19 protein-coding genes and 1 riboswitch are annotated in these 22,557 nt (G+C 29.1%); of the genes, 15 read left to right on the forward strand and 4 right to left on the reverse strand.

Annotation, left to right across the window (positions count from 1 at the left end):
- Positions 1-291: 291 nt before the first annotated feature.
- From hpf to EIH23_RS11450, 6 genes are all read left to right on the forward strand, one after another.
- Complete coding sequence (gene hpf / locus EIH23_RS11425; protein WP_122640415.1) at positions 292-843, forward strand: ribosome hibernation-promoting factor, HPF/YfiA family; 552 nt, start codon at positions 292-294, stop codon at positions 841-843.
- 175 nt (positions 844-1,018) lie between these two features.
- Entirely contained in the window at positions 1,019-3,691 is a 2,673-nt protein-coding gene (gene secA / locus EIH23_RS11430) for a preprotein translocase subunit SecA (RefSeq protein ID WP_122640416.1), read from the forward strand.
- A gap of 14 nt (positions 3,692-3,705) precedes the next feature.
- A protein-coding gene (prfB, locus tag EIH23_RS11435; protein WP_122640417.1) for a peptide chain release factor 2 occupies positions 3,706-4,816 on the forward strand; the annotation gives its coding sequence in 2 pieces (ribosomal slippage) (positions 3,706-3,780 and positions 3,782-4,816; 1,110 coding nt in all).
- Positions 4,817-4,900: 84 nt separating this feature from the next.
- Positions 4,901-7,042: a Tex family protein gene (locus tag EIH23_RS11440; RefSeq protein WP_122640418.1), complete on the forward strand. Its 2,142-nt coding sequence runs from the start codon at positions 4,901-4,903 to the stop codon at positions 7,040-7,042.
- A gap of 22 nt (positions 7,043-7,064) precedes the next feature.
- Positions 7,065-8,225 (forward strand): amidohydrolase, encoded by a 1,161-nt coding sequence (locus EIH23_RS11445; RefSeq protein ID WP_122640419.1) that lies wholly within the window; start codon positions 7,065-7,067, stop codon positions 8,223-8,225.
- Positions 8,226-8,322: 97 nt separating this feature from the next.
- Positions 8,323-8,442, forward strand: a riboswitch (FMN riboswitch).
- 147 nt (positions 8,443-8,589) lie between these two features.
- Positions 8,590-9,192 carry an ECF transporter S component gene (locus EIH23_RS11450; RefSeq protein WP_122640420.1) on the forward strand — a complete coding sequence of 201 codons (603 nt, stop codon included), beginning with the start codon at positions 8,590-8,592 and terminating at the stop codon, positions 9,190-9,192.
- A 40-nt stretch (positions 9,193-9,232) separates the two neighbouring features.
- Here EIH23_RS11450 and EIH23_RS11455 read toward each other — a convergent pair whose 3' ends face one another.
- Positions 9,233-9,670: a hypothetical protein gene (locus EIH23_RS11455; RefSeq protein ID WP_122640421.1), complete on the reverse strand. Its 438-nt coding sequence runs from the start codon at positions 9,668-9,670 to the stop codon at positions 9,233-9,235.
- Between the two features lie 213 nt (positions 9,671-9,883).
- Here EIH23_RS11455 and tsaE point away from each other — a divergent pair, with 213 nt between their 5' ends.
- From tsaE to tsaD, 4 genes are read left to right on the forward strand one after another with little or no spacing between them, the layout of a single operon-like run.
- Positions 9,884-10,336, forward strand: a complete 453-nt coding sequence (gene tsaE, locus EIH23_RS11460; protein ID WP_122640422.1) for a tRNA (adenosine(37)-N6)-threonylcarbamoyltransferase complex ATPase subunit type 1 TsaE — start codon at positions 9,884-9,886, stop codon at positions 10,334-10,336.
- A complete protein-coding gene (gene tsaB, locus EIH23_RS11465) occupies positions 10,336-11,052 on the forward strand; it encodes a tRNA (adenosine(37)-N6)-threonylcarbamoyltransferase complex dimerization subunit type 1 TsaB (RefSeq protein WP_122640423.1) in 717 nt (238 codons plus the stop codon). The genes tsaE and tsaB overlap by 1 nt, the downstream gene beginning before the upstream one ends.
- A complete protein-coding gene (gene rimI, locus EIH23_RS11470) occupies positions 11,042-11,497 on the forward strand; it encodes a ribosomal protein S18-alanine N-acetyltransferase (RefSeq protein ID WP_243113401.1) in 456 nt (151 codons plus the stop codon). Before tsaB ends, rimI begins: the two co-directional genes overlap by 11 nt.
- 2 nt (positions 11,498-11,499) lie before the next feature.
- Entirely contained in the window at positions 11,500-12,516 is a 1,017-nt protein-coding gene (tsaD, locus tag EIH23_RS11475; RefSeq protein ID WP_122640424.1) for a tRNA (adenosine(37)-N6)-threonylcarbamoyltransferase complex transferase subunit TsaD, read from the forward strand.
- A 136-nt stretch (positions 12,517-12,652) separates the two neighbouring features.
- On the opposite strand, the gene EIH23_RS11480 is transcribed toward tsaD, so the two are convergent.
- Together EIH23_RS11480 and EIH23_RS11485 are read right to left on the reverse strand one after the other, a co-directional pair.
- A complete protein-coding gene (locus EIH23_RS11480; protein ID WP_122640425.1) occupies positions 12,653-14,029 on the reverse strand; it encodes an MATE family efflux transporter in 1,377 nt (458 codons plus the stop codon).
- 52 nt (positions 14,030-14,081) lie between these two features.
- Entirely contained in the window at positions 14,082-16,001 is a 1,920-nt protein-coding gene (locus EIH23_RS11485) for an ABC-F family ATP-binding cassette domain-containing protein (protein ID WP_122640426.1), read from the reverse strand.
- 138 nt (positions 16,002-16,139) lie between these two features.
- Between EIH23_RS11485 and EIH23_RS11490 the strand changes: the two genes are divergently transcribed.
- Positions 16,140-16,769, forward strand: a complete 630-nt coding sequence (locus EIH23_RS11490) for a redox-sensing transcriptional repressor Rex (RefSeq protein WP_164489062.1) — start codon at positions 16,140-16,142, stop codon at positions 16,767-16,769.
- A gap of 169 nt (positions 16,770-16,938) precedes the next feature.
- On the opposite strand, the gene EIH23_RS11495 is transcribed toward EIH23_RS11490, so the two are convergent.
- A complete protein-coding gene (locus EIH23_RS11495; RefSeq protein ID WP_122640427.1) occupies positions 16,939-17,112 on the reverse strand; it encodes a DUF362 domain-containing protein in 174 nt (57 codons plus the stop codon).
- A gap of 359 nt (positions 17,113-17,471) precedes the next feature.
- Here EIH23_RS11495 and cooS point away from each other — a divergent pair, with 359 nt between their 5' ends.
- From cooS to EIH23_RS11515, 4 genes are all read left to right on the forward strand, one after another.
- A complete protein-coding gene (gene cooS / locus EIH23_RS11500; protein WP_122640428.1) occupies positions 17,472-19,373 on the forward strand; it encodes an anaerobic carbon-monoxide dehydrogenase catalytic subunit in 1,902 nt (633 codons plus the stop codon).
- On the forward strand, positions 19,366-19,821 hold the full coding sequence (locus EIH23_RS11505; RefSeq protein ID WP_122640429.1) for a 4Fe-4S dicluster domain-containing protein: 456 nt from the start codon (positions 19,366-19,368) through the stop codon (positions 19,819-19,821). Before cooS ends, EIH23_RS11505 begins: the two co-directional genes overlap by 8 nt.
- On the forward strand, positions 19,811-21,049 hold the full coding sequence (locus EIH23_RS11510) for an NAD(P)/FAD-dependent oxidoreductase (RefSeq protein ID WP_122640430.1): 1,239 nt from the start codon (positions 19,811-19,813) through the stop codon (positions 21,047-21,049). Before EIH23_RS11505 ends, EIH23_RS11510 begins: the two co-directional genes overlap by 11 nt.
- Before the next feature lie 357 nt (positions 21,050-21,406).
- A complete protein-coding gene (locus tag EIH23_RS11515) occupies positions 21,407-22,498 on the forward strand; it encodes a C40 family peptidase (RefSeq protein WP_122640431.1) in 1,092 nt (363 codons plus the stop codon).
- The last annotated feature ends 59 nt before the right edge of the window (positions 22,499-22,557 follow it).

Genomic DNA, 22,557 nt, shown 5'->3' on the forward strand with positions numbered 1-22,557 from the left:
CAATATATGCAAAAAAATGTGGATATATATTTTTTGATAAATAGCTTAAAATACACATTTATAAAAGTTATTAACATATTTATTCACATTATCCACAGAAATTGTAGTTTAAAATAATCCACATAAAGATATTATAGAAATAAAAGAAAATTATATAATACTTTATTCGACAGTATATAAAACATATAAAAGTTAAAAATAAAAATAAAGGATTAGACGAATTGATAAAGAATATATTATTAAGTATAAATATTAGCTTTTATACTATGATAACTGAAGGGAGATGTTCTTATGAATATAATAATATCTGGTAAACAAATGGATTTAACTGATGGAATTAAAAGTGCAATAGAAGAAAAAATAGGAAAATTAGATTATTACCTTCATCCAGAAACTGATGTAAAAGTTACAGTGAGCGCTAAGAAAGCTCGCCATAAGATAGAAGTAACAATGATACCTATAAATGGACCAATTATTAGAGCAGAAGATAGTGAAGAAAATTTATATGCAGCTATAGATATTGTATATGATAAGTTAAATAAACAATTGAAAAAATATAAAAATAGAGTACAAGATAGACATCAATTAAATAAAAGTATAAGATTTGAAGGTGTAGATCTAGATTCTCAAGATGTGTATGAAGATGAAGATATAGATACTTTAAATATAGTTATAAAAAGAATTAAAAAGTTTGATATGAAGCCAATGAGTCCTGAAGAAGCAGTTTTACAAATGGAGTTACTAGAACATGATTTCTATATGTTTAGAAATATAGATACTGAAGAAATAGCTACAGTTTATAAACGTAAAAATGGTGGATATGGAATGATAGAACACGAATAATGAAACTTTAAACAAAAGCTACCAATATTAAATATTGGTAGCTTTAAATATTTTTTTGTTATTTTTATAGTTATTTATATAATTTATAGATACGGTCAATATTAATATTAAATATAGTATTTTTATGGTAAAATGTATAATAGTAATAATATATGGACGAGGAGAGATGCCAACGATGGGTTTTTTAGATAATTTATTTAATATAGCGGATAAAAAAGAGCTAAAGAATTTTAATAAAATAGTAGATAAGATAGATGGATTTGAAAGCAAATTTAAATCTATGTCAGATACAGAGCTTAAAGAAATGACTAATGTATTTAGAGATAGATTAGAAAAAGGCGAAAATTTAGATGATATATTACCAGAAGCATTCGCTGTAGTAAGAGAAGCTGCAAGTCGAGTATTAGGAATGAGGCATTATAGAGTACAACTTATAGGAGGTATAGTTCTTCATCAAGGAAGAATTGCTGAGATGAAAACTGGTGAAGGTAAAACACTAGTTGCAACAGCACCAGTATACTTAAACGCTCTTACTGGTAAAGGAGTACATGTAGTTACAGTGAATGATTATTTAGCAAAACGTGACAAAGAGCAAATGGGAAAAGTATATGAATTTTTAGGACTTACTGTAGGGGTTATAGTTCATGGACAAAGTCCAGCACTTAGAAAGTCTCAATATGAATGTGATATAACTTATGGTACAAATAATGAGTACGGATTTGATTACTTAAAAGACAACATGGTAATACATAAAGAACAGAGAGTTCAAAGACCATTAAACTATGCAATAGTGGATGAGGTTGACTCAATACTTATAGATGAGGCTAGAACACCACTTATAATTTCGGGACCTGGGGATAAGTCAACTCATCTATACTCAGATGCTAATACATTTGTACTAACATTAAGATCGGATGATTATGAATTAGAAGAAAAGCAAAAAGCTGTGTCTTTAACAGAGTCAGGTATACAAAAAGCTGAAATTTACTTTAATGTTGAAAATATAACAGATATATCTCATACAGAATTATATCATCATATAAATCAAGCATTAAAAGCTCATACAATAATGAAACGTGACGTTGATTATGTATGTAAAGACGGAGAAATAGTAATTGTAGATGAGTTTACAGGAAGACTTATGTTTGGTAGAAGATACTCTGAAGGATTACATCAAGCAATAGAAGCTAAGGAAGGTTTAAGAATACAAAGAGAATCTAAAACTCTAGCAACTATAACATTCCAAAATTACTTTAGAATGTATAATAAGCTTTCGGGAATGACTGGTACTGCAAAAACAGAAGAAGAAGAATTTAAAGCAATATATAAGATGGATGTTGTGCAAATACCTACAAATAAAGAAATACTAAGAAAAGATCTAGCTGACTGTGTTTATAAAAATGAGATGGGTAAATTTAATGCTGTAGCTGAGGATATAATAGAAAGACATAAAAATAAGCAACCAGTGTTAGTTGGTACTGTATCTATAGAAAAATCAGAACTATTATCACAGCTTTTAAAGAGAAAGGGTATAAGACATGAAGTATTAAATGCTAAGCATCACGATAAAGAAGCCGAGATAATAGCCCAAGCAGGTAGATTAGGAGCAGTTACAATTGCTACTAATATGGCAGGTCGTGGAACAGATATAGTTTTAGGTGGAAACCCTGTATTTTTAACTAAAAAAGAAATGAAGAGATTAGGTTATGTTGATGAGGTTATTAATAAAGTTGATTCACCATTAGAAGTTCAACAAACAGAAGAAAATGAAGAATTATTTAAAGCTAGAGACGAATACGAAAGACTATACCATAAGTTTAAAAAAGAATCAGAGGTAGAACAACAAGAAGTATTAAATGCTGGTGGTTTAGCTATAATAGGTACAGAAAGACATGAATCTCGTAGAATAGACAATCAGTTAAGAGGTCGTGCTGGACGTCAAGGTGACCCTGGTAGTTCAAGATTCTATATAGCATTAGATGACGATTTAATGAGATTATTTGGAAGTGAAAGAATTCAAGGTGTAGTAGAAAAAATAGGTTTAGAGGATGATATGCCAATAGAGCATAAAATGCTAACAAAATCTATAGAAACTGCTCAAAAGAAAGTTGAAGGAAAGAACTTTGGAATAAGAAAACACGTTCTTCAATATGATGATGTTATGAATAAACAAAGAGAAATAATTTATGCAGAAAGAAGCCGTGTGTTAGAGGGTGAAAACCTAGATGAACAAATACAATCAATGATAAAAGAGATAATTGAGGATGCAGCAAATATAGCATCAACAGAGAAATCAATAGATGTAGATGTATTTAAAGCTCATATTTACTCTATCTTTATGCCTAAAGGAAGCATAGAAATAGAGGATATAGAAAAACTTTCTAGAGAGGAACTTGTGGAGAAAACTTATGAAATAGCTTATAAAATTTACTCTGCTAAGGAAGAACAAATTAGTTCTGAAAGAATGAGAGAAATAGAGAGAGTTATACTTCTTCAATCAGTTGATAGTCATTGGATAGATCATATAGATGCTATGGATCAATTACGTCAAGGTATAGGACTTCGTGCTATAGGACAGCAAGACCCAGTTGTTGCATACAAGATGGAAGGTTTTGATATGTTTGATGAGATGACTAAACATATACAAGAAGATACTGTTAGATATTTATTCAATATAACAATAGAACAACCTGTTGAGAGAAAACAAGTTATAGACGTAGATCATTTATCTTCAAGTGCAACTGATGAACCAGGCAATAAGACTGTGAAAAAAGAAGATCAAGCAGGCAGAAATGATTTATGTCCATGTGGTAGTGGTAAAAAGTATAAAAAGTGCTGTGGAAGATAATTTTGGAGGTTTAAATGCTAAACATACAAGAATATAGACAAAGTATAGAAAAAATGTCTTCAAATCTAGAAGAAATGAGGGACTCTCTTTGACATTTCTTCATTGTTAAAACAAATAGAAAAAAATGAAGAAGAGATGAATAAGCAAGAATTCTGGAATGACAATGAAAAGGCTCAAAAGGTTATTCAGGAAAATAAAGCTCTTAAAGATATAGTTGAAGAATATAATAGCTTAAAAGAAAGTTTAGAAGAAATCGAGTTATTAATAGAAATAGGGCTAGAGGAAAGTGATGACTCAGTTTGTAAGGAAATAGAAAGTAGTATTGATAATCTTGAAAAAGATATTGATAATATGAGAATAAAAACGCTTTTAAGTGGTGAGTATGATAAAAATAATGCAATACTATCTATAAATGCAGGTACAGGTGGATTAGATGCCCAAGATTGGGCTCAGATGCTTCTTAGAATGTATGTAAGATGGGGAGAAAGAAAAGGATATAAGGTAAAGCTTTTAGATATACTTTCAGATCCAGAGGCAGGTATAAAGAGTGCGACTTTATTAATTGAAGGATTAAATGCTTATGGATACTTAAAGAGTGAGAAAGGTGTTCACCGCATTGTAAGAATATCTCCATTTGATCCATCAGGAAAAAGGCATACATCATTTGCATCAGTGGATGTAACTCCTGAACTTGATGAAAATATAGAAATTGAAATAAATCATAATGATTTGAAAATAGATACTTATAGAGCTTCAGGTGCTGGAGGTCAGCATGTAAATACTACTGATTCAGCAGTAAGAATAACACATATTCCAACTGGAGTTGTGGTTCAATGTCAGAATGAAAGATCTCAGCATATGAACAAAGATAGAGCTATGAGAATGCTCATGGCAAAACTTATAGAGCTAAAAGAATTGGAGCAAAAAGAAAAAATAGAAGATATACAAGGTAAATACTCTCAAATAACTTGGGGAAGCCAAATAAGATCATACGTATTCCAACCATATAAAATGGTAAAAGACCATCGAACTAATGCAGAAATAGGAAATGTAGATAGTGTAATGGACGGTAGTATAGATTTATTTATAAATGAATATCTTAAAATGAATAAAAATAAAAAATAATTTAAGGTAAGGCTTGAGAATTTGATTCTTAAGCCTTATTTAAAATTTTAAATATTATAAATTTTATAGAAAGAAGGAAGTATTGTGGATATAAATCAAGTATTAAAAGCAGAGTTTAATTTAAAAGATGAACATATAAATAATACAATAAAATTAATTGATGAAGGTAATACAATACCATTTATAGCTAGGTATAGAAAAGAAATGACAGGGGCTATGAGTGATGTTACTTTAAGAGAGCTATACGATAGATTAACATATTTAAGAAATTTAGAAGGTAGGAAAGAAGATGTTACCAGAATAATTGAAGAACAAGGGAGATTAACAGATGAAATAACTCAAAAAATACTAAAAGCTAAAACTCTTCAAGAAGTAGAAGATATATATGCTCCATTCAAACAAAAGAAAAGAACAAGAGCTACTATTGCTAAAGAAAAAGGATTAGAAGGATTAGCAATGAGTATCTTAAATAAAAAAATAGATAACATAGAATTAGAAGCAGAAAAATACATAAATGAAGAAAAAGAAGTTAATTCATTAGAAGATGCATTAAAAGGAGCAAAAGATATAATAGCTGAAATTGTTTCAGATGATGCAGATATTAGAAAATATATAAGAGAGCTTGCATTAAGAGATGGTATTATATGTACTAAAAATACAATAGATGAAAAATCAGTATATGATATGTACTATGATTATAGTGAAGGTGTTAAAAATATTGCTCCACATAGAACATTAGCAATAAATAGAGGAGAAAAGGAAAATTTCTTAAAAGTAAAATTAGAAATAAATAATGATAAAGTATTAAATCATATTATAGGTAAATATGTAAATAATGAAAATGTATCAAGTAAAGAACAAATTGTACAAGCTATAGAAGATTCTTATAAAAGATTGATATTCCCTTCTATAGAAAGAGAAGTTAGGAATACTTTAACAGAAGCAGCTGAAGAAAGAGCTATAAATGTATTTGGACAAAATGTGAAAAGTCTATTATTACAACCACCGGTTAAAGGAAAGGTAGTAATAGGATTTGACCCTGGATTTAGAACTGGATGTAAAGTAGCTGTAGTTGATAAAAATGGTAAGTTTTTAGATTATGCAACAGTTTATCCAACTGAACCTAAAAATGATGTAGATGGAACTAAAAGAAAATTAAAAGAATTTATAGATAAATATCATGTAGATATAATAGCAATAGGAAATGGAACAGCATCAAGAGAATCTGAAAGTATTATATCTGATATGATAAAAGAAATTGATAAAGATGTTCAGTATGTTATAGTTAGTGAAGCCGGAGCATCTGTTTACTCTGCATCAGAACTTGCTAATGAAGAACATCCAGACTTAGATGTCTCTATAAGAGGGGCTATATCTATAGGAAGAAGACTTCAAGATCCATTAGCAGAGCTTGTAAAAATAGACCCTAAGAGTATAGGAGTTGGTCAATATCAACATGATTTAAATCAAAAGAGATTAGAAGGAGTTTTAGATGGAGTAGTAGAAGACTCTGTAAATAGTGTAGGTTTAGATTTAAATACAGCATCTTATTCTTTACTTGAGCATATTGCGGGTATAAGTAAAACTATAGCTAAAAATATAATAGCATATAGAGAAGAAAATGGAGATTTTACATCAAGAGCACAACTTAAAAAAGTAAAAAGGCTAGGTCCACAAGCGTTTACTCAATGTGCAGGATTTATGAGAATATCAAATGCTAAAAATCCTTTAGACAATACAGGTGTCCATCCTGAGAGTTATGATATATGTAAGAAGATGCTAGAACTTATAGGATACTCTTTAGAAGATGTAAAAAATAGAAATATACAAGATATTGATGAAAGAGTACAAAAAATAGGTATAATGGAATTAAGTAAAAACTTAGAAGTAGGAGAAATTACTTTAAAAGATATAATTTCTGAAATTAAGAAGCCAGGAAGAGATCCTAGAGAAGAAGGAGTTAAACCTATACTTAGAACGGATGTATTAAAAATAGAAGATATAACAGAAGGTATGATATTAAAAGGAACTGTAAGGAATGTAGTAGACTTTGGAGCTTTTATTGATATTGGAATTAAAAATGATGGTTTAGTTCATAAATCTCAAATGAGTAATAAGTTTGTAAAAGATCCTATGGATGTAGTTTCAGTAGGAGATATTGTTGATGTAAAAGTTATAGGCATTGACTTAGATAAGAAAAGAGTTTCTTTATCGATGAAGATGTAAGAACCTCTAGGAGGAGATTGAAATGATATTAATAAAAAATGGAATCATAAATACAATAACAAATGGTATATTTGTAGGAGATATACTTATAGAAGGAAAAAAGATAGTAAAAATAGGAAAACAAATTGAAACCTCACAAGATATAGAAGTTGTAGATGCAGATGGGAAGTTTGTATTTCCAGGATTTATAGATGCTCATACTCACTTAGGATTATGGGAAGATGGTATGGGATTTGAAGGAGCAGATGGAAATGAAGAAACAGACCCTATAACTCCACAATTAAATCCTATAGATGGTATAAATCCAATGGATAGAACTTTTGAAGAGGCTGTTCAAGGAGGGATAACATCTGTTTGTACAACTCCAGGAAGTGCAAATGTAATGGGTGGAGAATGTATAGCTATAAAAACTCATGGTAGAAGAATAGATAATATGGTTATAAAAAACCCTGTTGCATCAAAAATAGCTTTTGGAGAAAACCCTAAAAGTTGTTATGGAAGAGATGAGAAAACACCTCAAACTAGGATGGCAATAGCATCATTATTAAGAGAAAACTTAAAGAAAGCAGAAGAATATTTAGAAGAAATAGAATTATTTGAAGAGCATGAAGATCATGATAGGCCAGAATATGATATAAAAATGGAGAGCTTAATACCGGTATTAAGAAAAGAAATTCCATTTAAAGTTCATGCACATAGAGCAGATGATATGTTTACAGCAATAAGAATAGCAAAGGAATTTGACTTAAAGCTTACATTAGATCACTGCACGGAAGGACATCTTATAGCAGAAGATTTAGTTGAAGAAGGATATCCAGTAATAGTAGGACCATCTTTATCAGAGAGATCTAAGATAGAACTTAGAAATTTAACATTTGATACAGCTGGAATATTATCAAATGCAGGTGCTCAAGTCTCTTTAATGACAGATCATCCTGTTATACCAGTACAATATCTTCCTATGTGTGCAGGTATTGCCGTTAAATATGGTATGAAAAAAGATAAAGCTCTAGAAGCTATAACTATAAATCCTGCAAAAACTTTAGGAATAGAAGATAGAGTTGGTTCACTAGAAGTTGGAAAAGATGCAGATATAGTTATTTGGGATGGATGTCCTTTAGAAATTCAAAGCAATGTATTATTTACTATAATAGATGGAAAAATAGTTTATAAAAGAGCTTAGATTTTATAAATTAATATAAAAATAAAATTTTATATTATGCTAAGTTGACAACAAGATTAACTTTAACTAGTATATAAGTATAAATTAAATAGAAATATAAAATCTTCGGGGCAGGGTGAGATTCCCTACCGGCGGTTATAGCCCGCGAGCTACTTTAGTAGCATGATTTGGTGAGATTCCAAAGCCGACAGTAAAGTCTGGATGAGAGAAGATGGTTAAAAGCGTATACTAATAATATATTAGTTTACAAACTATATCCATAAAAATAAGCTCGGAGATATAATTCTTCGAGCTTTTTAATTTCCGGATTTTTTTATTTCTAATTTATTTAAATTTTTATTTAAATATATTGGGAGGTAATTTTATGCAAGGAACAATTAAAAAAAATAAATATGTATCTGCAAAAACTTTAGCTAAGGTAGGAATATTATCAGCAGTAGCTTATGTACTTATGTTTATATCAGTGCCATTGCCCATATTTCCAAGTTTTTTAAAACTAGATGTATCAGACATACCTGCAATATTTGGTGGTATGGCAATGGGACCTTTAGCTGGTTTTATAATTGCTCTTATAAAAAATTTACTTCAAATAGGAGCAACTTTTACTGGTGGGGTAGGAGAAATAGCAAATGCGATTATAGGTGGAACTTATGTAGTTATAATATCCTATGTTTATAAAAGAAGAAATGATTTAAAAGGTGTAATTATGGGGGCTTTACTAGCTATATTAGGAATGACTATTATGGGATGTTTAGCAAACTACTTTGTGGTAACTCCGATATATGGTCAAGTATTTGGAAGTTTAGATGCTATAATAGCTATGGGAAGTGCAATAAATCCAAAGATACATGATTTGTTTACTTTTGTAATATGGGTATATGCACCATTTAATATAATAAAAGCAAGCATAATGACACTATGTATATTACCGTTATATAAGAAGATGAATAAATTATTAAAAAAATAGGGTAAAAAGCTTATGAAATTAACTTCATAAGCTTTTTTATTTATAAAAATATTCTAAGATCATTAAGGAATTTTTCTTGTGATGTGATAATATCTTTTGCTAGACCTTTAACATCATTATTAGCGCTAGGATATTTATTTAAATATCTATAAATAGATTTTATTCCCATATTACATCCATCAGTCATTAAATCAGCTATTTGTTCATCTACATCGCTGCCTTGTAATAACTTAATATTTGTTTTAAACCAACTTATAGTTTTTGCTATAGTACTAGGTTCCTTACCACTATCATGAAATTGGTTTAAATATTCATGAGTTTTATCACCAAGACTTTTATTATCTTCTAAATATTTATTTAAAATATTACGAAGATTATCATTTTTTACGTGATCTATTACTTCATTTATAGATTCAACACCCATTTTTATACCAGCATTACATTCATTTAAGAGTTTGATAGTATCATCATTAGGCATATTAAGAACTCCTCCTTATATTTAATTATTTATTTTATTATTTATCTAAATATAAACTATTATTCTGTATAATGCCGTGTAAAACACATTAATTCATAGTAAATGTAAAGATATTACTTATTTGCTGTGTAAAATTTTGATTAAAGTTAATTATTATAATATAATAATATTTATCGAATGAATAAATACTTAAACTATAATGGAGATGAAGTCATGGTTAAAATATATTTGGACGGAGAAGAACAAACAAAAGAGATTGGATATAAGTTAGGAAAGTTACTTACACCAGGAAGTGTTATTTGCTTAATAGGAGACTTAGGAGCAGGAAAGACTACTATGACTCAAAGTTTAGCAAAAGCACTTGGTGTAGATGATTATATAACAAGCCCAACATTTACAATAGTAAATGAATATGAAGGTAGATTACCATTATATCATTTTGATGTTTATAGAATCGGAAGTAGTGAAGAAATGTATGACATTGGATATGATGAGTATATAAATTCTGATGGAGTATGTATAATAGAATGGGCAAATCTTATAGAAGATATACTTCCAAGTGAGTACTTAGATATACAATTAAGTTATAAAGATATGGGAAGAGAAATGATATTAAATCCTGTTGGGGAAAAATATAAAAAAATCGTTGAGGAGTTGACTAAGTAATGAAAATATTAGGTATAGATACATCTTCAAATGCATCGAGCGTAGCTGTAATTGAAGATAACAAATTAGTATGTGAGTATACTGTAAATACAAAAACGACACATTCTCAAAAACTTATGCCAATGATAGAAAACATGCTATCAATGAGTGAAGTGGATATAAAAGATATAGATGCAATAGCAATAAGTATAGGACCGGGGTCATTTACAGGATTAAGAATAGGTATGGCAACTGCAAAGGCAATAGCACATGTAAATAATTTACCTATAATAGGAGTAAACTCTTTAGAAATTTTAAGTGGAAATATGAATCTGTGCGATAAGAAAATATGCTCTATATTAGATGCACAAAGAAATCAAGTTTATACTGGAAGATATAAATTTGAAAATGGAAGTATAGTTGAAATACAACCAGTAGATGTAGTTGAAATCGAAAGCTTATTAGAAGAAATATATAATGATAGCGAAGAATGGATTTTAGTTGGAGAAGCTGTTTATAAATATGAAGATAAAATAAAAGAAATAAAGAATATTAAAACACCAGCACCATCACATAATGTTACTAAAGCAAGTAGCTTATGTTCTATTGCTAAAGAAAAATATAATAAAAATATAGATATTTATAATTGCTATGATATAAATCCAATGTATATAAGAAAATCCCAAGCAGAAGTTCAATATGAAGAAAAAATGAAGAGGTTAAAAAATGATAAATAATCTTATAATAGAAGAAATGAAAGTTGATGACATTGACGGAGTTTTTGAAGTAGAAAAAAATTGTTTTGAAGATTACTGGTCAAGAGATTCATTTAAAAAAGAATTATCTAATAACCTAGCTAAGTACCTTGTTGCAAAAGTAGATAAAGAAGTAGTTGGTTATGTTGGTATATGGTTTGTAGTAGATGAAGGTCATATAACTAATGTAGCAGTACATGAAGATTATAGAGGGAAAGAAATTGGAGATCAACTAATAAAAGAACTAGTACAAGTATGTAAAGATAACAATATAGTATCTATGACGTTAGAAGTGAGATCATCAAATATAGTGGCTCAAAACTTGTATAGAAAATATGGATTTAAGATGGCTGGAATTAGAAAAGAATATTATAGTAATAATAAAGAAGATGCCATAATAATGTGGAATGATATAAAAGAGGTGTAATAATGAAAGATGTAATAACATTAGCTATAGAAAGTAGTTGTGATGAAACATCAGCGGCCATATTAAAAAATGGTAGAGATGTTTTATCTAATATAATATCAACTCAGATTGAAACACATAAAAAATTTGGTGGAGTAGTACCTGAAGTGGCATCAAGAAAGCACATAGAAAATATTGATGAAGTTGTACAAGAAGCTTTGGATGAAGCTAAAGTAGAGTTTGGCGATATAGATCATATAGCAGTAACATATGGCCCAGGTATGGCAGGAGCACTACTAGTAGGATTATCTCATGCAAAAGCATTAGCTTATACACTAGATATACCATTAGTTGGTGTAAATCATATAGAAGGACATGTAAGTGCAAACTATATAGAACATAAAGACTTAAAGCCACCTTTTATAACTTTAATAGTATCAGGTGGACATACTCACTTAGTTGAAGTAAAAGATTATGGAGTATATGAAATTTTAGGTAGAACAAGAGATGATGCATCTGGAGAAGCTTTTGATAAAATAGCAAGAGCTATGGGACTTGGATATCCAGGCGGACCAATAATAGATAGATTAGCTAAATTAGGTAATAAGCATGCTATAGAATTCCCTAGAGCTAATATGGACGAAGAATATGATTTTAGTTTTAGTGGTCTTAAATCAGCTGTATTAAATTACTTAAATGCTAAGAAAATGAAAAATGAAGATATTGTTGTTGAGGATGTAGCTGCATCATTCCAAGAAGCTGTTGTAGAAGTATTATCTACTAAAGCAATAAAGGCAGCTATAGATAAAAATTATAAAACAATAGCATTAGCAGGGGGAGTGGCATCAAATTCAGCCCTTAGAGAAAAAATAACTGAAATGGCAAAAGAACATGGAATAAATATAAAATATCCATCGTTAGTTTTATGCACAGATAATGCAGCAATGATAGGATGTGCAGGATATTATAGTTACTTAAATGGAAGACGAGATGATATGAGACTAAATGCTGTGCCAGGGTTAAAAATAGGACAAAGATAGTATTATAGTTATTCAAATTTGAATTATAGTAAATGCTAGAAAATAAAAAAAGTGGTTACCATGTATAAGATTTTTTATCTTTATGGTAGCCACATTTTATTTTATACCTAAGTTATTGATTGAATAAAAACTAGATCTAAACGATCTCTTTTACTAAGTTAGTAGCCCATTTTTTAGAGAGAGCCCTAGGAACACCAAATAAAAATTTAGCAATTTCTTCAGTATAAGTTAGTAAAACTAACATAAATATAGGTGCACCATTAAATGCAGCTAAGAATGTTAGAGGTAATGAAACTAACCACATACAACCAAGTTCTAGGAATAATGAGTATTTTGTATCTCCTCCACTTCTAAGGACACCTATAACTATAAAAGTATTAAAGGATTTTAAAGCCATCAATATACCCATTATAACAAATATTTTTATTATATCAGGAGATAGGGACTTAGATACATTAAATACTTTTAATAATAATGGTATATTAACAATTAATAAAATTCCAAATAATAATCCTGTTAAAGTTACTAATATAGAAAACTTTTTAGAATAACGAATAGCTTTATCTATATGATCGGCACCTAATTCATTACCAAGCATAATAGCAGCTCCATTTGCGATGCATACGGAAGTCATGATAAAGAAATTTCCTGTACTAGTAGCTATTTGACTAGCTGCAATAGCGGAAGTACCGGCCTTTGAATATGCAACTGAATATAGTACAGTACCAAATGCCCATAAGCTATCATTTAAGAATATTGGTAAACTTTTAGATATAAAAGTTTTTAAGAACTCAGACTTTATTCTCTTTACATCACTTAAATTAAATCTTAAAACATAGTCTTTTTTAATAAAATAAACATAAGAAACTATAAGTACTAATTCAATGATTCTAGCAATAACAGTAGCTATTGCTGCACCTTTAACTCCTAGTGCAGGAAGCCCAAAGTTACCTAATATAAGCCCATAGTTTAAGATTATATTTGTTCCTAAGGCTATAGTACTGCATATCATACCTAATTTAGGGTTTCTAACACCTCTGGCACCCATACTAAACACTGTACTTACTGCAATTATTGGATAAGAAAATGCAATAATGCTAAAGTACTGAATACATAATTTTATAACCTCTGTATCATTTGAGAATATATTAATTATTAATTTTGGTGACACTAAAGCTGGTAAGAAAAATAAACAGCTAACTATAAATGCTAAGATTGTGCTCAAACCAGTTACACTTCTAATATTATTTATATCTTTTTTTCCGAAAAATTGAGATATAAATATACCTGCACCACCTGTTATTCCATATAATGTCATGTTAAATAGGAAGAAAAATTGATTTGCAACTCCAATAGAAGCAACAGATGATTCTCCTAAGCTACTAATCATAACTGTATCTATTACATTAACAGAAGACGATATTAGATTTTGTATTATCATAGGAATACAAAGTGAAATTAATAGTTTATAAAAAGTTTTATTTTCTTTATCTAATTTAAATAACCCTTGCAAATAATCACCTCTTTATTAAAAATTAATTTTTACATCTCTATATAATAACATATTAAACCAACTGTTCCCACTCTTCATAGAGTTTTTCTAGATTACTTTCAAGTTGTGATTTTTCTAGGTTTACTTCTTTTGCTTTGTTTGGATTAGAATAAACCTCTTCTTGGCAAAGAAGTATATCTAATTCTTCTATTTTGCTTTCTGTAGTTTCAATTTCTTTTTCTATATTCTGTCTTTTAATTCTATTTTTCTTTTCAGCTTCTCTTTGTTCTCTTTCTTTTCTTTTTTCTTCTTTTAATTGAGTTTTAGTTTTTTCTTCTTTATCTTCTTCTTGGATAAGACCTATTTCTTGAACTTGTCTTTTTTTAAACATATAGTAGTCATAGTTTCCAAGGTATTCTGTTATACCATTTTCATCTAATACTAATATTTTATCTACAACTGTATTTAAGAAATATCTATCATGAGATATAGTAAATATAGTTCCTGTATAATTAGATAAAGCTTCTTCAAGAACTTCCTTGGAATCTATATCTAAATGGTTAGTAGGCTCATCAAGTAATAAAAAGTTTGCATTTGATAATATTAATTTTAATATAGCAATTCTAGCTCTTTCTCCACCACTTAAAGTAGATATTTTCTTAAATACTTCTTCATCTTCAAATAAAAATGCACCTAACATACTTCTAATTTGAGTTTGAGTTAAGTGTTTGTTACTATCCCAAATTTCGTCTATGATGCTATTGTTTAAATTCAATGTTTTTTGTTCTTGATGGAAATATGCAACATTAACATTAGTACCTAAAGTAACCATACCAGTTAAAGGTATTATTTCATTCATTATAATTTTAAATAAAGTGGATTTTCCTATTCCATTAGCACCAATAAGAGCAACTTTTTCTCCCCTATATATATCTAAATTTAAATCTTTAAATAGAATTCTATTTTCATACCCCATCGACACATCTCTGACTTGAAGCACATCATTTCCACTGACTACAGAAGGATTAAATTCTATTCTAGCTTTTTTTCTATAAGCCTCAGGTTTATCAAGTACATCGATTTTATCTAAAGCTTTTTCTTTGCTACGAGCTCTCTTTAAATGCTTTTCACGTCCATATGCCTTTAATCTTTCAATAGATTCTTCTTGCTTTTTTAAATCCTTTTGTTGATCTTCATATTTTTTTAATTCTAATTCTTTTTCAACTCTGGATAACTCTAAGAATTTAGAATAGTTTCCATTATAAGTTTTTAATTTTTTATTATGAATTTCAAAAGTTCTATTAACTACTTGGTCTAAAAAATATCTGTCATGAGATATAAGCATAACAGTTCCTTTATATTGCTTTAAAAAGAATTCTAGCCACTCTATTGCCTCAGAATCTAGGTGGTTAGTAGGTTCATCTAGCATTAATAACGTAGGTTTTTTAAGTAATAATTTACCTAAAAGTACTCTAGTTTTCTCTCCACCAGAAAGAATACTGATAGTTTTGTTTAAATCTTCATCACTAAATCCTAATCCTTTTAGTACACCTTTAGCTTCTGACTTATACCCGTATCCATTTTTATCAGAAAATAGCTCTAATTTATGAGAGTACTCATTCATAAGTTTTTCTAAATCTGAAGAGTTTGCTTTAGTACTCTCTTCGGCTATTTTTAATTCTAAATTTCTTAAATAGTTTTCCATATCTATTAGATCTCTAAAAACTTCAAGAACTTCATCTAATATAGTATTTTCTGAATGGAAGTTCATATTTTGTTCTAGATAGCCTATTTCACAATCTTTAGATGTATATATATCTCCATTGTCATACCCATAAGCACCTGAAATTATTTTAAATAAAGTTGTTTTACCAGTACCGTTAATACCGATTATACCAATTTTATCTCCCTCATTTACTGTGAATGATATATCTTCTAATACAGAATCTATTCCAAAACTTTTATTTAAGTTATTGCACGAAAGAACGATCATAAATTTTATACCTCCTTAAACTACCTAAAATTATAATGTTTTGATATAATATAATCAAGGATATATAAGATGTTTTAAAAAAAGAAACATTTCATCAGGAAAGTTAAATAAATTTTAAACAATATAGGAGGTGAAGCTGTGGGTAATAAAAATATATCTATGGCGGTAATAAGAAGGTTACCTAAATATTACAGATATTTAGGCGACTTATTAGATAAAGACATACAAAGAATATCTTCAAAAGAATTAAGTGATATAATCGGATTCACTGCATCGCAAATAAGACAAGATTTAAATAATTTTGGAGGATTTGGTCAACAAGGGTACGGATACAATGTAGATGCTCTTCATAAAGAAATTGGTAAAATACTAGGACTAGATACTAAATATAATGCAGTTTTAATAGGTGCTGGTAATTTAGGTCAAGCAATAGCAAATTATTCAGGATTTAGAAAAGCAGGATTTGAAATAAAGGCTTTATTTGATGCAAATCCAAGATTAATAGGTCTAAAAATAAGAGACTTTGAAGTATTAGATTCGGAACAATTAGAAGAGTTTATTAAAGAAAATGATGTAGATATAGCAATAATGTGTATTCCTAAAAAAGGTGGTCAAGAATTAGCAGATAGATTAGTTAGTGCAGGAATAAAAGGAATATGGAACTTTGCGCCAGTAGATTTAGATGTTCCTCCATCTGTTATAGTAGAGAATGTTAATCTAACAGAAAGTTTATTTACATTATCATATTTAATGAACGCAGAAGATTAAAAAGGTAATGTTCAAACATTATATAGAGATTATAAGGGCTAAATTCTTTTAAATAGGGGAAAGGTCAGAAGACATAAGTCTTGTGACTTTTTTATTAAAAAATAAAACGGGCGTATCTTAAAGTGTATAAACACTGAAAAGATAGCCCGTATTATAGTTTCGTTTTTAATTATTCAGCTTGTTGTGGAGCGTCTACTGGACAAACTTCAGCACAAGAGCCACATTCAACGCATTCATCAGCGTTTATAACGTATCTTTCATCACCTTCAGATATACATTCAACTGGACATTCATCAGCACAAGCACCGCAGCTTATGCAAGCATCATTTATTATGTAAGCCATATTAAAATTCCTCCCCTTTAAAAGTTAGTATTATCAGTAATATTATATCAAAATTGGTACTGATTAACAAATAAAAGCATTCTACATAATGCTGTGAATTACGACATGGAAATGTTTTCAGTAAACCAAATTGATTTTGAAATTTTAATTTAATAAATATATAAAAATGAGATGATAATTAGTAAATAATTGTATTAATTTTGTTAATTTTTTATATGAAAAATTGATTAAATAAAATTTGTATAGGTATAAATAAAAATAGATTATGTTAAAAATATATTTATCACAACTCAAAAATCACTTCTAAATAATATAGTCATATAGCAAACAATTATAAAGTTTTTAAGGGGGATTTAAAAATGAATTGTAATAGTTGTAAAATGTGTAAGAGTGCAGATGAAAGGCTGCAAACTTTTGTATCTACTAAAGAATTTGACACGGCATTTCATAGAACTGAGCAGCAAAAACAAAAGTGTGGGTTTGGTCTTCAAGGTGTCTGTTGTAGGTTATGCGCAAATGGACCTTGTAGGATAACTCCTAAATCACCAAAAGGAATTTGTGGAGCTGATGCAGATACAATAGTAGCTAGAAATTTTCTAAGAGCTGTATCATCAGGATCTGCTTGTTATATTCATGTAGTAGAAAACACTGCTTTAAATTTAAAACATATAGGGGAGACAAAAGGCATAATAAAGAGTGAAAAAGCCTTAAATTATCTAGCACAAAAACTAGGGATAGAGGAAAATAATAAATATGAAAAATGCATAAAAATATCAAACGCAGTTCTAAATGATTTATATAAACCAAGATTTGAAAAAATGGAATTAGTAGAAAAAATAGCATATAAACCTAGAGTAGAAAAGTGGAAAGCACTTGGTATAATGCCTGGTGGAGCAAAATCAGAAGTTTTTGATGGAGTAGTGAAATCTTCAACAAACTTAAATAGCGATCCAGTTGATATGTTAATGAATTGTTTAAGTCTAGGAATTTCAACAGGACTATATGGATTAACATTGACAAATCTTCTAAATGACATAATGTTAGGTGATCCAGTAATAAGAATGGCTCCAGTAGGGTTTAGAGTAATAGATGAAGATTATATAAATATAATGATAACAGGACACCAACATTCAATATTTACAAGTTTCCAAGATAAATTAACACAACCAGAAATAGTGAAATTAGCAAAAAATGCAGGTGCAAAAGGATTTAGATTAGTAGGATGTACTTGTGTAGGTCAAGATTTGCAGTTAAGAGGTGAGCACTATCAAGATATATTTGCAGGTCATGCAGGAAATAATTTTACAAGTGAAGCGGTTTTATCAACTGGGGCAATAGATATGGTTGTTTCAGAATTTAACTGTACAATACCAGGATTAGAGCCAATTGCGGATTCCTTACAAGTAAAAATGATGTGCTTAGATGATGTCGCTAAAAAGAAGAATGCAGAATATATTTATTTGGATAGAAATAAATATGATGAAATAGATATGAAGTTAATTAACGAAGCATTAGATTCTTATAAAACAAGAAGAGGAAGTGTTCAAATAGATATACCTAAAGATCACGGTTATGAAGAGTCTTTAACAGGTGTAAGTGAAAAGAATTTAAAAGATTTCTTAGGAAACTCTTGGAAGCCACTTGTAGATTTAATTGCAGATGGAACTATAAAGGGAATAGCAGCTATAGTAGGATGTTCGAATATGACAGCAGGTGGACATGATATAAATACAGTAGAGCTAACTAAAGAATTAATAAAGAGAGACATTATAGTTTTGTCTGCAGGATGTTCAACAGGTGGACTTGAGAATGTAGGTTTTATGTCTTTAGGAGCTGAAGAATTAGCGGGAGAAAATTTAAAATTAGTATGCAAAAAATTAGGAATACCACCAGTATTAAACTTTGGTCCATGTCTAGCAATTGGTAGATTAGAAATAGTAGCAACAGAATTAGCTGAATATATGGGTGTAGATTTACCGCAATTACCATTAGTATTATCAGCTCCACAATGGTTAGAAGAGCAAGCATTAGCTGATGGAGCATTTGGATTAGCACTAGGCTTACCATTACACTTAGCATTACCTCCATTTATAACAGGAAGTAAATTAGTTACAGAAGTATTAACAGAATCACTAAAAGATATAACAGGTGGTAATGTAATAGTAAATCCAGATCCTAAATCAACAGCTGATCAACTAGTGGAAATAATAGTAGATAGAAGACAAAAACTTGGATTAAAGGAAGTGGAAGTCTATGCATAGAATTTTAATAAATAAAGATTTATGTGCAGGATGCAAAAGTTGTATTTTAGGATGTATGCTAAAGCATAGTAATGTTGAAAATATATATTTTTTAGATTTAGAAGATAAAGATAATGAAAGTATGGGGCATATAGAGCTTGATAAATATAGTAAACCTGTTCCTATATTTTGTAGACACTGTGAAGAACCAGAGTGTGTAATTACTTGCATGAGTGGTGCTATGAAAAAAGATAAAGAAACTGGTATAGTTTCATACGATGATAAAAAATGTGGTTCATGCTATATGTGTATTATGTCATGTCCTTATGGACTTTTAAAAGTTGATGATAGAACCAAGAAAAATATATTAAAATGTGATTTATGCAAAGATGAGGAACTCCCTAGATGTGTAGCTAGTTGTCCTACGGGAGCAATAGAGTTACAAAAGGAGGAAATTTATGCTGAGTAAAAAAGAGTATATTATATTAGGCGCTAGTGCCGCAGGAATAAATGCAGCTAAAACATTAAGGGAATTAGACTCATATTCAAATATAACTATAATTTCAAAAGATGATAAGGTTTATTCGCGTTGTATGCTACATCATGTAATTTCAGGTCATAGAAGTATAGAAGATATCAGTTTTATAGAAGAAAGTTTTATGAGAGATAATAATATAAAATGGATAAAAGGTAAAATAGTTAAGAATATAGATATATATAATAAAAAGGTTATTATTAATGATGATAGTGTACCATATGATAATCTACTAATAGCAACAGGAGCATCATCATTCATACCTCTAATAAAAAATATAAAAGAAGGTAGAAATATATATTCATTAAGAAATATAGATGATGTATACAATATAAAGGATAAGTTAATTAATTCAAAAAAAGTAGCTATAATAGGGGCAGGTCTTATAGGAATAGATGCATTAACAGGTATAATAGAATATAAAGATTTAGACATATCATTAATATATCCTAGTGAGTTTATATTAGATAGACAGTTAGATAAGTATTCATCTAAAGTATATGAAGAAGAATTCATAAAAAAGGGTATAAATTTACATTCAAACAGCACTATAAGTGAGATTACATTAGATAATAACAACAATGTTTCAGGTGTTAGATTAAATGATGGAAGTGTTGTTGATTGTGATTTATTAATAGTAGCTACAGGAGTTGTTCCAAATAGTGATTTTATAAGTGGAACAGATATAGAATATGATAGAGGTATAGTAATAAATAATAAATGTGAAACTTCAGTAAAAGATATTTATGCAGCAGGGGATGTGATTGGAAAAAATGCAATTTGGCCTTTAGCAGTAAAACAAGGTATAGTAGCTGCAAATAATATGGCAGGTAAAGAAAAATTGCTAGATGATAACTTTACATTCAAAAACAGTATGAACTTTATGGGTATACCGACAATATCATTAGGTATTGTAAATCCACAAGATGATAGTTATAATACTACAACTAGAAATGACGATGATGGATATAGAAAGTTTGTATATAAAGATAATATAATATATGGATTTATAGCCCAAGGGGATATTTCATATACAGGAGTTATAACTCAATTAATAAAAAATAAAATAGAAATCGATAATTTAGAAGATATAATATTTGATATAGGATACTCAGATTTCTTTTCAATGAAAGAAAATGGAGAGTTTGAATATAGTATTTAATTGACAAGAAAATGACTATAATAAGAATTATAGTCGTTTTTAATATTTATATTTAAATTAAAAATTATGCCCATTTTTAATCCGAATTATGCACATAAAAATAGGAAAAGCTAGAAAAAACTTTACTTCTCCTTGAAATTACTATATAATTTAATTAAAACAAATTTTGGATAAAATAAGTTAATTTAACTTTTGATAAAAATCTTATACAAGATGTAAATTTTTATTTTGTTTCGCTAACATAAGAATACTATAAAATTTAAAAAAATAAATTACAAATTAGTTACAAATTTACTACAATCTTGTGTATTAGTATTTTATCCTTGCATTTATAGTGAATTTTAGGAGGAAGTATATATGAAGAGAAAAATATTAGTACCTATGTTTGCATCAGTAATGGCAATATCATCAATGACTGCAGTAGTAAATGCAGATGAAGTTAAGCCTGCTGAAAATATAGAAGATAAAACTAGCCAAGGTGCTATAGATTTAGATGAATATAAAGAAATTACATATAAAAAAGCAACTGTTAAAGATGGAGTTGCTGTAAAAATAAGAAATGAAGGTTCTGTAAAGCTTGTAGCTTATACAGGAGATGAGTTTAAAGTTTTAGCTACTCAAGGAGATTGGGTTGAAGTTTCTGTAGGAGATGAAAAAGGATGGATTCCATCAAGATATGTTGATGTAGAATCTGCTTCAGCTTTTGTTACAGAAGAAAAAGTTAATTTTAGAAAAGAATCAAATACAGATTCTGAAATAATAGAAGAATTAACTAAAGGAACTGAACTACAAGTAGTTGAGGTTCAAGATGAATGGATAAAAGTAAAAAATGGTGAAGAAGAAGGATATGTAAATGCAAATTATGTATCAGATGAAGCGCCTGTAATAGAAGAAGTTGTTGTTGAAGATCAAGCTATAAATACAGTTTCAACAACTCAAAACTCTAACTCAAATATTCAAACTACAAACAATGTTACAAATAACACTACGAATAATGCTACAAACAATACATCAAGCAATCAAAATAGTAGTTCATCAAATAAAATAGAACAAAGTAACACAAATGTTCCAGCTGCAAATACATCATTAGCTCAAGCAGTTGTTAACTTAGCGTACTCTAAGATAGGATCTCCATACGTATGGGGTGCAGAAGGTCCAAATAGCTTTGACTGTTCAGGATTAACTTCTTATGTATATAAGAATGCTGCAGGAATATCTATACCTAGGTCGTCATCTGCTCAGTCTACATATGGGACAACTGTAAGTAAAGCTAATTTACAACCAGGAGACTTAGTATTTTTCGGAAGTGGAAGTGTAAGTCACGTTGGTATATATATAGGTGGTGGAAATATGATACATTCACCTAAACCAGGAGAAACTGTAAAGATAACTAGTATAAATTCTTCTTATTATACGAATAGATTTATAACTGCGAAGAGAGTTTTATAATAGAATAATAAATTAAAGGGATGCTAAAATTTAATGTTAGCATCCTTTTTTTTAATAAA

It is taken from the genome of Romboutsia sp. Marseille-P6047 (assembly GCF_900604535.1).
GTDB lineage: Bacteria > Bacillota > Clostridia > Peptostreptococcales > Peptostreptococcaceae > Romboutsia_E.

Coding starts and splice junctions, on each gene's coding strand:
- secA (WP_122640416.1), top strand. CDS start 1,019: ATGGGTTTTTTAGATAATTTATTTAATATAGCGGATAAAAAAGAGCTA.
- EIH23_RS11455 (WP_122640421.1), bottom strand. CDS start 9,670: ATGCCTAATGATGATACTATCAAACTCTTAAATGAATGTAATGCTGGT.
- EIH23_RS11505 (WP_122640429.1), top strand. CDS start 19,366: ATGCATAGAATTTTAATAAATAAAGATTTATGTGCAGGATGCAAAAGT.
- EIH23_RS11515 (WP_122640431.1), top strand. CDS start 21,407: ATGAAGAGAAAAATATTAGTACCTATGTTTGCATCAGTAATGGCAATA.
- EIH23_RS11450 (WP_122640420.1), top strand. CDS start 8,590: ATGCAAGGAACAATTAAAAAAAATAAATATGTATCTGCAAAAACTTTA.
- EIH23_RS11445 (WP_122640419.1), top strand. CDS start 7,065: ATGATATTAATAAAAAATGGAATCATAAATACAATAACAAATGGTATA.
- EIH23_RS11495 (WP_122640427.1), bottom strand. CDS start 17,112: ATGGCTTACATAATAAATGATGCTTGCATAAGCTGCGGTGCTTGTGCT.
- EIH23_RS11510 (WP_122640430.1), top strand. CDS start 19,811: ATGCTGAGTAAAAAAGAGTATATTATATTAGGCGCTAGTGCCGCAGGA.
- tsaB (WP_122640423.1), top strand. CDS start 10,336: ATGAAAATATTAGGTATAGATACATCTTCAAATGCATCGAGCGTAGCT.
- rimI (WP_243113401.1), top strand. CDS start 11,042: ATGATAAATAATCTTATAATAGAAGAAATGAAAGTTGATGACATTGAC.
- tsaE (WP_122640422.1), top strand. CDS start 9,884: ATGGTTAAAATATATTTGGACGGAGAAGAACAAACAAAAGAGATTGGA.
- cooS (WP_122640428.1), top strand. CDS start 17,472: ATGAATTGTAATAGTTGTAAAATGTGTAAGAGTGCAGATGAAAGGCTG.
- hpf (WP_122640415.1), top strand. CDS start 292: ATGAATATAATAATATCTGGTAAACAAATGGATTTAACTGATGGAATT.
- EIH23_RS11485 (WP_122640426.1), bottom strand. CDS start 16,001: ATGATCGTTCTTTCGTGCAATAACTTAAATAAAAGTTTTGGAATAGAT.
- tsaD (WP_122640424.1), top strand. CDS start 11,500: ATGAAAGATGTAATAACATTAGCTATAGAAAGTAGTTGTGATGAAACA.